15 protein-coding genes are annotated in these 14,039 nt (G+C 71.4%); 6 read left to right on the top strand and 9 right to left on the bottom strand.

Going from position 1 to position 14,039, the window contains the following annotated elements:
- The first annotated feature begins 151 nt into the window (after positions 1-151).
- The 3 genes from gloA to GTY96_RS12930 all read left to right on the top strand — a co-directional run bounded on the left by gloA (position 152) and on the right by GTY96_RS12930 (position 3,069).
- Positions 152-538, top strand: a complete 387-nt coding sequence (gloA, locus tag GTY96_RS12940) for a lactoylglutathione lyase (protein WP_143906143.1) — start codon at positions 152-154, stop codon at positions 536-538.
- Positions 539-769: 231 nt separating this feature from the next.
- Complete coding sequence (gene mgtE, locus GTY96_RS12935; RefSeq protein ID WP_143906144.1) at positions 770-2,098, top strand: magnesium transporter; 1,329 nt, start codon at positions 770-772, stop codon at positions 2,096-2,098.
- Positions 2,099-2,145: 47 nt separating this feature from the next.
- Complete coding sequence (locus GTY96_RS12930; protein ID WP_161664881.1) at positions 2,146-3,069, top strand: DUF6929 family protein; 924 nt, start codon at positions 2,146-2,148, stop codon at positions 3,067-3,069.
- Positions 3,070-3,082: 13 nt separating this feature from the next.
- Here GTY96_RS12930 and GTY96_RS12925 read toward each other — a convergent pair whose 3' ends face one another.
- Positions 3,083-3,832, bottom strand: a complete 750-nt coding sequence (locus tag GTY96_RS12925; RefSeq protein WP_161664880.1) for an SDR family NAD(P)-dependent oxidoreductase — start codon at positions 3,830-3,832, stop codon at positions 3,083-3,085.
- A 108-nt stretch (positions 3,833-3,940) separates the two neighbouring features.
- The gene (locus GTY96_RS12920) at positions 3,941-4,861 is read right to left on the bottom strand and encodes a tetratricopeptide repeat protein (protein ID WP_143906148.1); all 921 of its coding nucleotides are present in this window, start codon (positions 4,859-4,861) and stop codon (positions 3,941-3,943) included.
- A gap of 435 nt (positions 4,862-5,296) precedes the next feature.
- Between GTY96_RS12920 and GTY96_RS12915 the strand changes: the two genes are divergently transcribed.
- Positions 5,297-6,130: an SDR family NAD(P)-dependent oxidoreductase gene (locus tag GTY96_RS12915; RefSeq protein ID WP_161664879.1), complete on the top strand. Its 834-nt coding sequence runs from the start codon at positions 5,297-5,299 to the stop codon at positions 6,128-6,130.
- 30 nt (positions 6,131-6,160) lie between these two features.
- Here the strand turns inward: GTY96_RS12915 and GTY96_RS12910 are convergent, their stop codons facing one another.
- The 6 genes from GTY96_RS12910 to lspA (GTY96_RS12885) form a co-directional block, all read right to left on the bottom strand.
- Entirely contained in the window at positions 6,161-6,496 is a 336-nt protein-coding gene (locus tag GTY96_RS12910; RefSeq protein WP_328700857.1) for a hypothetical protein, read from the bottom strand.
- Positions 6,497-6,854: 358 nt separating this feature from the next.
- Positions 6,855-7,376: a KdsC family phosphatase gene (locus GTY96_RS12905; protein WP_161664878.1), complete on the bottom strand. Its 522-nt coding sequence runs from the start codon at positions 7,374-7,376 to the stop codon at positions 6,855-6,857.
- A 10-nt stretch (positions 7,377-7,386) separates the two neighbouring features.
- Entirely contained in the window at positions 7,387-8,490 is a 1,104-nt protein-coding gene (locus GTY96_RS12900) for an MXAN_5187 C-terminal domain-containing protein (protein WP_161664877.1), read from the bottom strand.
- A gap of 39 nt (positions 8,491-8,529) precedes the next feature.
- Positions 8,530-9,831, bottom strand: a complete 1,302-nt coding sequence (locus tag GTY96_RS12895; RefSeq protein ID WP_161664876.1) for a prolipoprotein diacylglyceryl transferase — start codon at positions 9,829-9,831, stop codon at positions 8,530-8,532.
- Between the two features lie 105 nt (positions 9,832-9,936).
- Positions 9,937-10,545: a signal peptidase II gene (gene lspA / locus GTY96_RS12890; protein ID WP_161664875.1), complete on the bottom strand. Its 609-nt coding sequence runs from the start codon at positions 10,543-10,545 to the stop codon at positions 9,937-9,939.
- 48 nt (positions 10,546-10,593) lie between these two features.
- A complete protein-coding gene (gene lspA, locus GTY96_RS12885; protein ID WP_143906162.1) occupies positions 10,594-11,211 on the bottom strand; it encodes a signal peptidase II in 618 nt (205 codons plus the stop codon).
- Positions 11,212-11,352: 141 nt separating this feature from the next.
- On the opposite strand from lspA (GTY96_RS12885), the gene GTY96_RS12880 reads away from it, so the two are divergent.
- A complete protein-coding gene (locus GTY96_RS12880; protein WP_143906164.1) occupies positions 11,353-11,706 on the top strand; it encodes a hypothetical protein in 354 nt (117 codons plus the stop codon).
- Positions 11,707-11,767: 61 nt separating this feature from the next.
- Here the strand turns inward: GTY96_RS12880 and GTY96_RS12875 are convergent, their stop codons facing one another.
- Complete coding sequence (locus tag GTY96_RS12875) at positions 11,768-13,012, bottom strand: endonuclease/exonuclease/phosphatase family protein (RefSeq protein ID WP_143906166.1); 1,245 nt, start codon at positions 13,010-13,012, stop codon at positions 11,768-11,770.
- A 241-nt stretch (positions 13,013-13,253) separates the two neighbouring features.
- Here GTY96_RS12875 and GTY96_RS12870 point away from each other — a divergent pair, with 241 nt between their 5' ends.
- Positions 13,254-14,018 carry a Mut7-C RNAse domain-containing protein gene (locus tag GTY96_RS12870; RefSeq protein WP_143906168.1) on the top strand — a complete coding sequence of 255 codons (765 nt, stop codon included), beginning with the start codon at positions 13,254-13,256 and terminating at the stop codon, positions 14,016-14,018.
- Positions 14,019-14,039 lie beyond the last annotated feature (21 nt).

The following is a 14,039-nucleotide window of genomic DNA, read 5'->3' as shown; positions in this document are numbered from 1 at the left end:
GTGTCGCCTTTTCGCGCTCGAACGGACGCCTGCTCGCATGGCCCCGCACCGCGCCCTCCCCCGGAGGCCGTCCGTCACCCGGTCGTCACCCCCCGACGGGAGGCGTCACGCGCGGCTTCACCCCGCCATCCCCGGCGGTTATAGCCAGCCCATGCGCATCCTCCACACCATGCTCCGTGTCGGCGACCTGGAGAAGTCGCTCGACTTCTATACCCGCGTGCTCGGCATGACGCTCCTGCGCCGCCAGGACTACCCGGACGGCCGGTTCACGCTCGCCTTCGTCGGCTACGGCCCCGAGGACACCCACCCCGCGCTGGAGCTCACCCACAACTGGGACACGGCGAAGTACGAGCTGGGCTCCGCCTACGGCCACATCGCCCTGGGCGTCAGCGACATCCACGCCACCGCCAACGCCATCCGCCAGGCCGGCGGCAAGGTCGTCCGCGAACCCGGCCCCATGAAACACGGCACCACCGTCATCGCCTTCGTGGAAGACCCCGACGGCTACAAGGTCGAGCTCATCCAGCAGAAGCCCTGACCCCCTCGCGGGCCGCCCTCTCGCGGGGGCCGCCAGGCCCCTGGACCGGGCACCGGGTCCTGGGGTCGGGCCCGGGGGGCGGCCGGGAGGGTTGGACAGACCAGGCAGGCGGACGCGAATTCAGCGCGATGTTTCGCGCCTTCCGCTCGCCGTGTCCGCGGCAGGGGTGTAGAGAGGCCCGCGCGCGTCGCATCGAGACGCGCACCCTCCCCCCTTACCGAGGCCGTCGTCATGGTGGAGAGTCCCCAGAGCCAGAACGCGTTGTCCCCCGATGAGCTTCACGAGGCCTGGGCGGTGCTGTCCGTGGACGAGCGCCTGGAGGGGTTCCGGCTGCTGCCCGCGGCGGTGGCGGACGACTTCTTCCTGGGCCTCACGGCGCGCGAACAGGGCGAACTCATCCTCAGCCTTCCCCAGGGCGAGCGCCGCACCTGGGTCCGCCTGCTCCCCCCGGACGACCTGGCCGACCTGGTCCAGGCGGTGGAGGCGGAACAGGTGGACGCCATCCTGTCGCAGCTGGACGACGCCAGCCGCCGCGAGGTGAACGTCCTGCTGGCGTACGCGGAGGACGACGCGGGTGGCTTGATGAACCCGCGCTTCGCCCGCGTGCGCCCGGACATGAGCATCGACGAGGCCATCGGCTACCTGCGCAAGCAGGCGCGGGAGCGGGTGGAGACCGTCTATTACGCCTACGTGCTGGACGCCGAGCAGCGGCTGCAGGGGGTGCTGTCCCTGCGCCAGCTCTTCCAGGCCGCGCCGGACAAGCGCGTGGCGGACGTCATGCAGCGCGACGTCATCACGGTGGCGGAGAACACGGACCAGGAGGCGGTGAGCCGCTCCTTCTCCGAGCACAGCTTCATGGCCCTGCCGGTGGTGGACGAGGCGCGGCACATGAAGGGCATCGTCACGGTGGACGACATCGTGGACGTGGTGCAGGAGGAGGCCACGGAGGACATCCAGAAGGTCGGCGGCATGGAGGCCCTGGACGCGCCCTACTTCGACGTGGGCTTCCTGGCGATGCTCAAGAAGCGCGCCGGCTGGCTGCTGGTGCTCTTCCTGGGGGAGATGCTCACCGCCACGGCCATGGGCTACTTCGAGCATGAAATCGCCCGCGCCGTGGTCTTGAGCCTCTTCATCCCGCTCATCATCAGCTCCGGAGGCAACTCCGGCAGCCAGGCCACCACGCTCATCATCCGCTCCCTGGCGCTGTCGGAGATGCGGCTGAAGGACTGGTGGCGCGTGGCCCGGCGGGAGCTGGGCACCGGGCTGGCGCTGGGCGCGGTCCTGGGCGCGGTGGGCCTCACGCGCGTGCTGGTGTGGCAGACCCTGTTCCACAGCTATGGGGAGCACGCGCTGCTCATTGGCATGACGGTGGGCGCGTCCCTGGTGGGCGTGGTGACGTTCGGCACGCTGTCCGGGTCCATGCTGCCGTTCATCCTGCGGCGCGTGGGCTTCGACCCCGCGAGCGCGTCCGCGCCCTTCGTGGCCACGCTGGTGGACGTGTCCGGACTCGTCATCTACTTCACGGCGGCCAGCCTCATCCTTCGCGGCACCCTGCTGTAGTCGGCGACGCTCCGGGGCCTGACACCCGGAAGGCCCGGAGGCCCCACGTGATTCCCACCACCCGTCGGCGCACGCTCACCCTCGAGGCGCCCGAAGCCCCTGGCCGTCCCGCCCACGTGGCCGCCGCCAGCGGGCTGGTGCGCGCGGGGGACTGGCTCTACGTCGTCGCGGACGACTCGCTCCACCTGGCCGTGTTCCCCGCCACGGGCGACGCGCCGGGGCACACCGTGCGGCTCTTCCCCGGCGACCTCCCGGACGCGCACGCGGCGCGCAAGGCGGCGAAGCCGGACCTGGAGGCGCTGTGCCGGCTGGGGCCCTGCGCGTCCTTCGCGCACGGGGCGCTGCTGGCCCTGCCGTCGGGCTCGACGCCCGCGAGGCGCCGCGCGGCGGTGCTGCCCCTGAACGCGGACGGGACGCTCGCGGGGCCGGCGCGCACGGTGGACTGCGCCGCGCTCTACGTGCAGCTGGAGCGGGAGCTGGTGGCGCTCAACGTGGAGGGCGCGGCGGTGGCGGGCAAGCGGCTGCGGCTGCTCAACCGGGGCAACGGCGAGGGCGGCGTGGACGCGCTGGTGGACCTGGACCTGGACCGCGTGCTGGGCAGCGTGGACGCGGGCCTGCTGGGGCCGGAGGCGGTGCGCACCGTGCGCCGCTGGGAGCTGGGCGAGGCGAACGGCGTCCGGCTGTCCTTCACGGATGCATCGCCGCTGCCGGACGGGCGCGTGGTGTTCACCGCCACGGCGGAGGCGTCCCGCGACCGCGTGGCGGATGGGCCGGTGCGGGGCTCCGCGGTGGGGGTGCTCGCGCCGGACGGCACGCCGGTGTACCTGGACGCGGTGGACGCCGCCGTGAAGCTGGAGGGCGTGGACGCGCGCGTGGAGGGCGGACGCATCCACCTGCTGCTGGTGGCGGACGCGGACGACCCGGCGGTGCCCGCGCCGCTGCTGGAAGCGCTGCTGCCCGTGCCGGGCTGAGCGCGCGCGGACGTCAGCCCTGGCGCTTCACCAGCAGCGGGCCGAAGGCCTGCACCACCGGCATCATCGAGACGACGTTGATGTTCACGTGCGCGGGCCGCGTGGCCACCCAGTACACGGTGTCCGCGACGTCGTCGGGCGTGAGCGGCTGGGTGTTGCCGTAGAGCGCGGCGGCCTTCGCGTCGTCCCCGCGGAAGCGCACGTTGGAGAACTCCGTCCCGCCCAGCAGCCCCGGCTGGATGTCGGTGACGCGCACCGAGGTGCCGTGCAGGTCCGCGCGCAGGTTCAGCGTGAACTGATGCACGAACGCCTTCGTGGCGCCGTACACGTTGCCGCCCGGGTAGGGGAACTCCCCCGCGATGGAGCCGATGTTGATGACGTGGCCCCGGTCGCGCGCCACCATGCCCGTGAGCGCCTCGCGCGTGCAGTACAGGAGGCCCTTCACGTTGGTGTCCACCACCACGTCCCAGTCCTCCAGCCGCGCCGCCTGCGCGGGCTCCATCCCCAGCGCCAGCCCCGCGTTGTTCACCAGCACATCCACCGGCGCGAAGTCCGCGGGCAGCGAAGCGAACACGGCCTTCACGGCCTCCTTGTCCGTCACGTCCAGCGTCACCGGCAGCAGCCGCTCACCCAGCTCCGCCCGGAGCGCCTCCAGCCGGTCGCCCCGCCGCCCGGCGGCGATGACCCGCGCGCCCTCCCGCACGAAGCGGCGCGCGATGGCCTGCCCGATGCCCGCCGTGGCCCCTGTCACCAGCACGTTCATGTGATGCCTCCCACGCAAGGGACACGGCCCCGCCGTCTCCCGGCCCGGAGCGTTACATGGCACGCGGGAACGGAGGGCGCACGCGAATGCGCCAGGGACGGCGGGCGCTCAGTCGCCGCGGTCGTGGGCCGCTTCCTCGGCGGAGCCGCCCATGGCTTCCACGGAGGTGCGCGCCTGCTTGCTGCGGTCGAACGCCACTTCCTTCTGACCAATGCCTTCCGGCGTGAGGTTCGCCAGCCGGCGGCGAGCCCGCGCGATGGCGTCCTGCACCAGCGCCGGCTCCGGGTGCGTCTTCAACGCCTCCACCCAGGTCTCGATGGCCTTCTCGTTGTCGCCCGCGTCCGCGCGCAGCTTGCCCATCTCGAAGAGGGCGTACGGCGCCAGCTCCGAATCCGGGAAGCGCGTGCGCAGGTCCGCGTACGTGCGCAGGGCCTCCTGGCGCTTGCCGTCCACCATGGCCAGGGCCTGCGCCTGGAGGAACAGCGCGTCGTCCACGTAGGCGCTGGCGGCGAAGCGCTCGGGCAGCTTCTTCGCCTCCAGCTCGCACTGCGGATAGTCCGCCAGCTCGAAGTAGAGCTTGGCCACCTGGTACTGCAGCTCCGCGCTCTGCGGCGGGTTGCGGTGCAGGGCCGCGGTGAGCTGGTCGATGGCGCCGCGCAGGTCGCGGTAGTGCACCCGCAGCAGCTCCGCCAGGATGATGCGCGCGTCCAGCGCCTCCGGGGACTCCGGGCACTGCTGGATGAGCTGGCGGTAGACGGACACCGCCTCCTTCACCTTGCGCTGCTCCAGCCAGTACACGTCCGCGGCGCCCTTGAGCGCGCGGGCGCGCATCACCAGCGCCTCCGCGGACTCGTCGCGCAGCAGCATGTCGTACGCCTTGCGGTACTCCACCAGCGCTTCGTCCGGGCGCTTCTCGAAGATGGCGTCCCGGGCGCGCTGCATGTGGTCCACCGGCTTGTCGCGGCACCCGGTGACGGCGAGCGCCCCCACCGTCAGCACCCAGGCCCAGCGCGGCGCGCCGCGCGTCATTGGCAGGACTCCGGGATGAGGCGCACGCAGCGCGTCTCGTCGCAGCGCACGCACTCGCGCTCGGAGGAGACGTCCGTCACGCAGACGAAGACACGCGAGGTCCGGGGGCAGTCCTCGGAGGTCACGCAACGGTAGAGACCCCCGTCGGTCCGGGTGATGTCCACTGACGTCGAACCGCAGGACTCCAGGTTGTTGCACCCGAGGAGCCCGGCCGCCGCGACCGCCATTGCTGCCAACCCAACGCGTTGCACGCCCCGGGTTCTAGCCAACTTCCGCCCCCGGGTCACGAACCGTGCGCCTGCCCGCCCGCCCGTCGGAAACCCGGGCTTCGTGAAAAGCGAGCACGGGTGAATGGCCACCCTTTCGCCCGGCGTGCTAGCCCTGTCGCGTCACGACGTCGCCCCCTCCCCTCGCCGTCCCTGGAGTCTTGAAACCATGAGCCTTCCCTCACGTCCTCGCGCGGTGGTGACGGGTGCCGGCAGTGGCCTTGGCCGTGCGCTCTGTGAAGCCCTGGCGGCCCGCCAGGCGCGGGTGATGGTGTCGGACGTGAACGCGGCCGCCGCGGAGGACACCGCCCGCCGCGTCACGGCGCTGGGCGGCGAGGCGCGGGTGCACCCGTGCGACGTCACGAACGCGGACGCGGTGGAGGCGTTGGCGCGCGCCACGGACGACGCGTTCGGCGGCGTGGACCTGGTGGTGAACAACGCGGGCGTCGCGACCGGCGGCGCGGTGGGGACGCTGCCGCTGGCGGAGTGGAAGCGCGTGCTGGACGTGAACCTGTGGGGCGTCATCCACGGCTGCCACGCGTTCGTCCCCCGGCTGCGCAAGCAGGGCTCGGGGCACGTGCTCAACATCGCGTCCGCCGCGGGGCTCGTATACGCGCCGAACCTGGCGGCCTACAACACGTCCAAGGCCGCGGTCGTCGCGCTGTCGGAGACGCTCTACGCGGAGCTGCAGCCGCTGGGGCTGGGCGTCACGGTGGCGTGCCCCACGTTCTTCCGCACGAACATCGCCGCCGCGGCCGCGCCGTACTCCGACCCGGGCACGCGCCGCCTGAGCGTCAAGCTGGTGGACCATTCGAAGATTGGCCCGGAGTGGGTCGCCGAGCGGCTGCTCAAGGCGGTGGACCAGGGCGCGCCGCACGTGCTGCCCATGGCGGATGCGCGCTGGTTCTGGCGCCTGCGGCGGCTGGCCCCCGGCATCTTCCTCCGGGGCGTCATCGCGGTGGAGAAGCGCATGCGCGACCGCGCCACGCGCATGCCCGGCTAGCACCCGGCTCCGCCGCGCCGGCCGCCCAGGTCAGTTGCTGCGCTGCTTGGGCGCCTTGCCAGAGGTGAGCACCGCGGCGTCCACGGACGCCATGGAGTTGCGCTGCTTCACGGTCCGCGCCTTCTGGTTCTGCTTGTCCTCGTGCTTGAGGATGGCGGCGATGTGGGCATCGGCCACCTTGCACTGGATGACGCTCACCTCCTGGTGGCGCCTCCCCAGCTCGTTCCACATCGCGAGCCGGCCCTGGCTGCCCATGAGCCGGTCCTCGACCGCGTCCAGGGCCTGATCCATCTGCTTGCCCTCGGCCTCCAGGGCCGCGAGGCGCGCTTCGGAGTCCTCCGGGGACTGGCCGCATCCGGTGGCCACGGCGAGCCCCACGGCCGCTGCCAGTCCGAGCCCTACCCGCCACATCCCCACGTCGCCTCCCAAGCGTCTCGGACCGTCCACCGGCCGTCAGGCAGCGCAAGGTAGGAACGGCCTCCAGGAGCGACAACCCGCACTCACCGCGGGGATGCGCGCGTTTCCAGGAGCGAACGTTCGGGCATCGCTCCTCTCCCGCGGGTTTGACGATGCGTCAGAAGGGGCCTCGCTCACCGCATCGCACCCACCCCTCGGATGGGGAGGGTCATGTCCGGAGGAGTCGCACGATGAAGGATGCACGAGGACCCGGAGCCCCGTGGTGGGAGGCCCGGTGCGCTCGCGGTCGCGCGACGGGAAGGAGCCGTCACGTCGAGGGCGTGGCGCGCGCCCGGTGCTTCAGGATGAACTCACACACCTCGCGCGCGGCGCCGAAGCCCGCGGCGCGCTGGGCCACGTAGTGCACCTTCGCGCGCACCTCGTCCGGGGCCTCGGGCACGGTGGCGGAGAAGCCCACCGCGTTGAGCAGCGGCAGGTCCACCACCTCATCGCCCATGTAGCCGCAGTGCTCGGCGGACACGTTGAGGATGCCGAGCAGCTTCTCGAAGTGCACCACCTTGTCCTGGCTGCCGAAGTGCACGTGGCGCAAGCCCAGCGACTGCATGCGCATCTGCGCGGAGAGGCTGTCCCCGCCGGAGATGGCGGCCACCTCGATGCCCGCCTCCTGGAGGCGCTTGATGCCCATCCCGTCGCGCACGCTGTACATCTGCGTCCACCCGGAGTGGGGGACCCAGAAGATGCGGCCGTCGGTGAGCGTGCCGTCGATGTCGAAGATCATCACCGACAGGCGAGCCACCCGCGCCTTGAGCGCCTCCAGGTCCTGGTTCATCCGCGCCTCCCTACTTGGGCACGGCCTTGAGCGAGGCCTTGCCGTCCTTGATGACGACCTTGAACTCCACGGCCTTCGCGTTGTGCTGCTTGAGCAGCTCCGGCACCTGCTTGCGCAGCGTGGCCGCCACCGACTCGTAGGACATCTTGGACGTGTCCTCCTGGCAGCGGCGCTTCGCGGTGACATAGGCGTCGTACACCGCGCGCAGCTTGTCGTCGGACATGCCGCCACCAGGGCCCGCCGCCGCGGGGCGGGGCGGCGCGGCGACCGGGGCCGCCGCCGGAGCCTTCGCGGCCATGCCAGGAGGCACCGCGGGACGTCCCGCCGCCGGAGTCCCCCCGGCCACCGCGGGTGTCACGGCGGGCAGCTTCGCCGTCGCCGCGCCCACCGCCGGAGTCCCCTTCTGGGGCGTGCCGATCACGGGCGAGATGGAGGGCAGGCCCCCCACGGGCGCCACCGAGGGCGTGCCCGACCTCGGCGTGGCGCCGGGCGGCACCAGCCCGGCGGGCGTGCCCCGGGGCGGAGCCCCCGACGGCTGCGCCGCCACCGCGGGCGTCCCCCGGAAGGGCGTTCCGCCCACCGGCGCCACGTCCTTCACCCCCAGCAGCTCCGAGGCGAGCTTCGGCTCGTTGATGGGTCGGCGCCCGGCGAGCTGCTCGATCTCCTCGAAGTCCATGTCGGAGATCTCTTCCGGGATCTCCACCACGCCCTTCTGGCGCTCCCCGGCCGCGGGCTTCTTCGCCTCGGCGCGGCGGCGGGCCTTGGCCAGGTCGCGGCGGTAGGTGCCGGCCTCGATCTCCTGGAGCGTGCGCGTCCACAGCCGCTCGTAGGTGAGGAACTTGTTGTGGAGGCTCTGCACGCGGAACTTCACCGACGTGCTGCGGATGAAGGCCCCCTTGAGCTTCAGCATCCGCTTCTTCAGGTCCTCATGCGCGCGGATGGGCGCCTGGCGCTCCATCCCCATGAAGTACTGCTCGTAGGTGTGGCGCAGCTCCGCGATCGCCGCTTCCATCTCCTCGCATTCATGGAGGGCGGCTTCACTGGAGGAGCTGGCGTCCTGGGAGGGCCGGGCCCCGCCTTTGACGGCGGGTCGGGCGTTGTCGGGCGGCGGCATGTCCCCGGAGTGTCCCCAACCCGGGCGCGGCTCGCAACCTCAGGCCGCCGAGGGTGTGGACCCCAGGGCAGCCCCCTCACCCGCCGGTCGGTGGCGCGCCAGCAGCACCGCACCGAACGTAAACATACACAGGGAGATGAACTGGCTGGTGGACACGTTGTACCAGGCCTCCAGGGGCACCGCGCCCGCCAGCCCGTGGGCGCCCAGCGACTCCAGCAGGCCGTGCAGGGTGCCGCGCTCCAGGTCGCCCCGGAACAGCTCCACCGAGGTGCGCAGGACGGCGTAGGCCATCAGCCAGAGGGCGAAGATGTGCCCGTGGAAGCGGCGGTAGCGGCGCGCGTACAGGAGCGCCACGAAGAGCACCAGCTGCCCCACCGACTCGAAGAGCTGCGTGGGGTACACCGGCAGGGTGGTGCCGTGCTGGACCACCCAGTCGGAGATGCGCACCGCGCCCGGCGCCGCGTGGTGGAGCACCTCACCGGTGGCCTCCACGACGAAGCGGCTGTCCCCCGCCTGCGAGCCATACGCCAGGCTGGACGCGCCCCCGGGCTGGCCGAACAGGTCCAGGGCCAGCCGGGAGCCCGGGAAGGTGACGCCCGTGGCCGAGTGGCTCCCCGCCATGTCCCCCCAGCAGCACCCCGCGGAGAAGCACCCCAGGCGCCCCAGGCACTGCCCCAGCGACACGGTGGGGATGCACACGTCCGCCAGCCGCAGGAAGTCCAGCCCGTGCCTGCGCGCGAAGAGGAACGCCGCCAGCCCCGCGCCGATGAGGCCGCCGTAGAACACCAGCCCGCCGCCCAGGGAGAAGGCCTGCGTCCAGTCGTCCGCGTAGTCCCGCCAGTTCACCAGCACGAACAGCAGGCGGCTGCCCACGAGTCCACCCACGAGGACCCAGAACGCCATGTCCATCACCTGCTCGCGCCGCTTCGGGCCCTCCGTGTCCACCCAGCCCTGGCCCTCCACGTGCGTCACCCGGCGCCACTCGTCCTGCGCCAGCCGGCCCGCCACCGCCACCGCGGTGACGAAGCCCGTGGCCAGGAGCACGCCGTAGGTGTGCAGCGGGATGCCCTCGCCCCTGCCACCGGGGAACGCGTCCGCGGGCAGCGCGTACTTGAGTCCGAAGTACGCGAGGAAGCCGCCCACCCCCGCGAACCCCACCGCGCGCAGGAGCTTGTCCTGGGACGACGCGGGCGCCTCCTTGCCGGACTTTGGATCCACCGGCCCCAGCGTGCCCCTCCAACCGTTGACGGCGACGGAGGCCACGACGCCCACCGCGACGGCGTACAGCAGCAGCTGCGTCCACAGGCTGGTGAAGGTGAGGCGCAACAGGACGGGGAGCATGGGGACCTCGGAGGGGCGGCCCGGACGAGCGGCGGGGACAACCGGAGCGGCCGGGGGCGACATTCCCGGCCGGACTTCAGCGGCGCGTTCCCGGCGAGGGGACGCTCAGGCCTTGGCGGGCGCGGAGGCGGGCTTCTCCTTGCGCACGAAGCCGTCCACCACGAGCATGCCCACGCCGATGCAGATGGCCGCGTCCGCGACGTTGAACGACGGCCAGGCGGCCTTGTCGTACCAGTGGGCCTCCAGGAAATCGATGACGAAGGCCCGCGTCACGCGGTCGATGAAGTTGCCCAGCGCGCCGCCCAGCACCAGCGGCAGGCCCCACAGCGCCCACACCTCCGCGGGGTCCGTGCCGGTCAGCTTCCGGAAGTAGAAGACGATGAGCACCACCGCCCCCAGCATCACGACGTTGAAGAGCGGGCCGCGCACGTTGGGCGGCAGGTCGCGGAACATGCCCCACGCGGCGCCCGGGTTCTCCGCGTAGCGGAGGCGGAAGAAGTCCTCCACCACCTCCACGTGCGTGCGGGGCTGGAAGTGCAGGCCGTTGCGGCCCACCTCTTCCGCGGGCGTGTACAGGGCGCCCAGCCGCTGGCCCAGCGTGGTGGTCCCGTCGAAGCGGGTGGTGAGGTCGCGCACGACCAGGTACTTCGTCCACTGGTCGAGCACGATGACGCCCAGGGTGAGGGCGAGGAGGATGGCGTATTTGCGCGGCACGAAGAGGGCTTATATCCGCCCCCTCCCGGCGCGTCACGGACGCGGGTGCTAGGGATTCTGGACGAGCGGCGGAGTGGACACCGGGGCCGGCCGGCGCACGGAGTCCAGCAGCATCAGCGCCACGCCCACGCAGATGGCCGCGTCCGCCACGTTGAACGTGGGCCAGCGCATGCCCGGCTGGTTGCGCCAGTGCCAGTCGATGAAGTCGATGACGTAGCCCCGGATGAGCCGGTCCACGAAGTTGCCCAGCGCGCCGCCGGTGATGAGCGCCAGCGCCACGCGCACCAGCCGCTGGGACGCGTCCGTGCGTCGGTACAGCGCCAGGATGAACGCCAGCGCCGCCAGGCTCACCACGTGGAAGAACGCCTTGCGCGCGGTGTCCGGCAGGTTGGAGAACATGCCCCACGCCGCGCCCGGGTTCTCCACGTAGCGGAAGTGCCAGTAGTCCTCGATGAAGCGGTACGGCCGGGTGTTCTTGCGGAACACGCCCTCCGTGGGCGGGTCGTTGTCCAGGTTGCGCTCGCTGAGGAAGCCCGCGACGCGCGACATGCCGCTGCGGCCATCCAGGGCTTCCGTCAGCCGCGACACGGCCAGGTACTTGGTCACCTGATCCGCCGCCAGCACGGCGAGGACCACGACGAGGAGGAGGCGGAGGGAGGCTTTCATGCGGTGCCCCGACCTCTATCGCGCCCCTGGGAGCCCTGACAACCCGGACACGGTCCAGAGTCCACCAGCTCGCTCGCCTCCTCCCTCCCGGAGGTCGCGCGTTTCGGGCATGGTGCGCCCATGGCGCCTGTTGAGCCCGACGTGAAACCCTCCGCTCCCGACATTGCCCCACCCGGAACCACCGCGCCGCCGGCGACGAAGCCCTCGCTGATGGCGCGCTTCAAGGCGCTGTTGGTGGACTACGGCCCGCTGGCCATCGCGGTGAACTACCTCATCTTCGGCCTGGTCATCGTGGGCTTCTGGGCGGCCATCCGGGCCGGCTTCCAGCCCCAGGGCACGGGGGCGCAGGCGGGCGCGTGGGGCGCGGCCTATCTGGCCTCGCAGGCGGTGAAGCCGCTGAGGCTGGCGGCGGTGTTCGTGCTGACGCCGCTCATCGCGCGCATCCCGCCGGTGGGGCGCTTCATCGCGAAGAACAAGCACAAGTGGAGCTTCTGAAAAGACACGGGCCGGACACCGGGGAGCCCCCGATGACCGGCCCGAGCCATGTTCACGCCGACTAGAAGTTGGGCGTGAGGAACGTCTTCACGACGCCCATGTGCTGCATGCTGGCGGCGCCGCTGTCGGTGTTCATCGCCGGGGCGATGTCCGAGATGGGCGTGTAGACGCGGCTGTCGAGCACCAGGCCGTTGGCGAAGGTGCTGGTGCCGACGACGGTGGCCACCTGGAACGGGCGCAGGTCGCTGTCCACCAGCACGTGGTCGTAGGGCTTGCTGCGGGACGCGTTGGTGCCGTCCTTGCCGTTCTTGTCCGCGGGGTGCGGGCCGGCCGTGTCGACCACCTGCTTGAAGGTGGTGAGGCAGGCCTCGGAGCGGCTGTCGGTGTTGAAGTCACCGCCGATGGCCAGGTAGTCGTTCTCCGGGATGTTCGACTTGATGTAGCTCACCAGGCTGGTGGCCTCCGCGGAGCGGTTGCCGGAGCTGGTGGTGAGCAGGTGCACGCTGACCACCCAGAGGTCACGCGGCCCCGGGATGTCGATGCGCGCCCAGGCGAAGTCGCGGTTGGCGACCTTGGGGTCGTCCCACTCACCCGACTCGATGATGGGGTAGCGGCTGATGACGCCGTTGGGGATCTGCGCGCCGCCCTCGCGGTAGTAGTAGAAGCCCGGGCCGAAGGTGGTGTCGACCATGCTCCGGATGTCCGCGGCGGAGTTCGACTTGTAGTTGAACTCCTGGATCATCACGACGTCGGGCTTCACGCCCTGCATCAGCCGGATGCCGTGGCCGGGGTCGTAGTTCTGGCCGTTGCCGCTGGAGAGGTTGGCCGCCATCAGGCGGATCTGCGTGTAGCCACCGTCGGAGCCCGAACCGGCGTCCGTGCCCGCGTCCGTCGTCGAGCCAGCGTCCGTGCCCGCGTCGACCGTCGAGCCGGCGTCCGTGCCCGCGTCCGTCGTCGAGCCAGCGTCCGTACCCGCATCGACCGTCGAGCCGGCGTCCGTGCCCGCGTCGACCGTCGAGCCGGCATCCACGTCGGAGCCAGCGTCCACGTCGGATCCGGCATCAACGGGAGTGCCCGCGTCGTCCGAGTCCACGGGCTCGCCAGCATCGACGATGGGGCCCGCGTCGGAGCCAGCATCCTCGGTGATACCCCCATCCACGGTGGGGCCCGCGTCGCTCCGGGTGCCCGCATCAGCGGAGGTCCCCGAATCCGACGGAGGCGTGGGCTCATCACCCGGGCCACAAGCGAGGGCCAGGAACCCCAGCGCCACGAGTGGGCGGAGGAACGGGGGGAGCTTCATGGACATACAGGGCCTGAATCCTTGCTTCCGAGGGTGTCGAGGGGGTGACCCATCGGCTTCGGCGCGCCGACTGGCGCGTGATTATAGAAGTTTGCAAGGAAGCTGTCCCCTGACTGTCCGTGAGGAATCCTTCCCCTGCCTTTCAAGAATCCGAGAGCCACCGCGACACGTATCTGCGGAAGACTCGGATTCAAAGGAAGACATCAACGAATCCAGTCACGACGCAGCAAGACGTGAGGAGTCCAGGATGTCAGCACGACAGCTCACGGTGCGGTTCCACGGCGCGCTGAACGACTTCCTCGCACCGGAGCGACGGGGGCAGGTGCTCACGCAGGTGTTGCAGGGGAGCCCGTCGGTGAAGGACCTCATCGAGTCGCTGGGGCCGCCGCACCCGGAGGTGGACGTGGTGTTGGTGGACGGCGAGCCGGTGGGGTTCGGGCACCGGGTGGAGGCGGACACGCGCGTCGACGTGTATCCGGTGACGGTCCGGGTGTCGCGCGTGGCGGCGGAGTCGCGCGTGGGACCGCCGCTCCCGGCGATGCCGCGCTTCGTGTTGGACGTGGGGCTGGGGAGGCTTTCGGGCTTCCTGCGGATGCTCGGCTTCGACACGCTGTGGCGCAACGACTTCGCGGACGACTTCCTGGCGCGGTTGTCGCGCGACGAATCGCGGGTGTTGCTCACGCGGGACCTGGGCCTGCTCAAGCGTTCGGAGGTCGTGCACGGCTACTTCCCGCGAGCCACCGACCCGGCGCACCAGCTGGTGGAGGTGGTGCGGCGCTATGGCCTGACGTCGCGCATGAAGCCCTTCTCGCGCTGCCTCGCGTGCAACGCCCCGCTGTCTCCCGCCACGCCGGAGGAGGTGCGCGGCCGCATCCCCGAAGGTGTCGCCGAGCGCCAGTCCCACTTCCGCCAGTGCCCCGGCTGCCAGCGCGTCTTCTGGCCCGGCACGCACCACGAACGCATGCAGAACCTGGTGGACACGCTGCGACGGCTGGAGACCTCCGACACCTAGCCAGGGGGCAGCACATCCACC

Origin of the sequence: Corallococcus silvisoli, assembly GCF_009909145.1 — a bacterium.
Classification (GTDB): Bacteria; Myxococcota; Myxococcia; order Myxococcales; family Myxococcaceae; genus Corallococcus; species Corallococcus silvisoli.
The sequence above is the reverse complement of the archived record's forward strand: the minus strand, read 5'-3'. Positions and strand labels throughout refer to the sequence as shown.

Bases quoted from the DNA above. Each gene is read 5' to 3' on its own strand.
- GTY96_RS12870 (WP_143906168.1), top strand. From the start codon at position 13,254: ATGTCAGCACGACAGCTCACGGTGCGGTTCCACGGCGCGCTGAACGAC.
- GTY96_RS12900 (WP_161664877.1), bottom strand. From the start codon at position 8,490: ATGCCGCCGCCCGACAACGCCCGACCCGCCGTCAAAGGCGGGGCCCGG.
- GTY96_RS12915 (WP_161664879.1), top strand. From the start codon at position 5,297: ATGAGCCTTCCCTCACGTCCTCGCGCGGTGGTGACGGGTGCCGGCAGT.
- GTY96_RS12895 (WP_161664876.1), bottom strand. From the start codon at position 9,831: ATGCTCCCCGTCCTGTTGCGCCTCACCTTCACCAGCCTGTGGACGCAG.
- GTY96_RS12875 (WP_143906166.1), bottom strand. From the start codon at position 13,012: ATGTCCATGAAGCTCCCCCCGTTCCTCCGCCCACTCGTGGCGCTGGGG.
- GTY96_RS12905 (WP_161664878.1), bottom strand. From the start codon at position 7,376: ATGAACCAGGACCTGGAGGCGCTCAAGGCGCGGGTGGCTCGCCTGTCG.
- mgtE (WP_143906144.1), top strand. From the start codon at position 770: ATGGTGGAGAGTCCCCAGAGCCAGAACGCGTTGTCCCCCGATGAGCTT.
- GTY96_RS12925 (WP_161664880.1), bottom strand. From the start codon at position 3,832: ATGAACGTGCTGGTGACAGGGGCCACGGCGGGCATCGGGCAGGCCATC.
- gloA (WP_143906143.1), top strand. From the start codon at position 152: ATGCGCATCCTCCACACCATGCTCCGTGTCGGCGACCTGGAGAAGTCG.
- GTY96_RS12920 (WP_143906148.1), bottom strand. From the start codon at position 4,861: ATGACGCGCGGCGCGCCGCGCTGGGCCTGGGTGCTGACGGTGGGGGCG.
- lspA (WP_143906162.1), bottom strand. From the start codon at position 11,211: ATGAAAGCCTCCCTCCGCCTCCTCCTCGTCGTGGTCCTCGCCGTGCTG.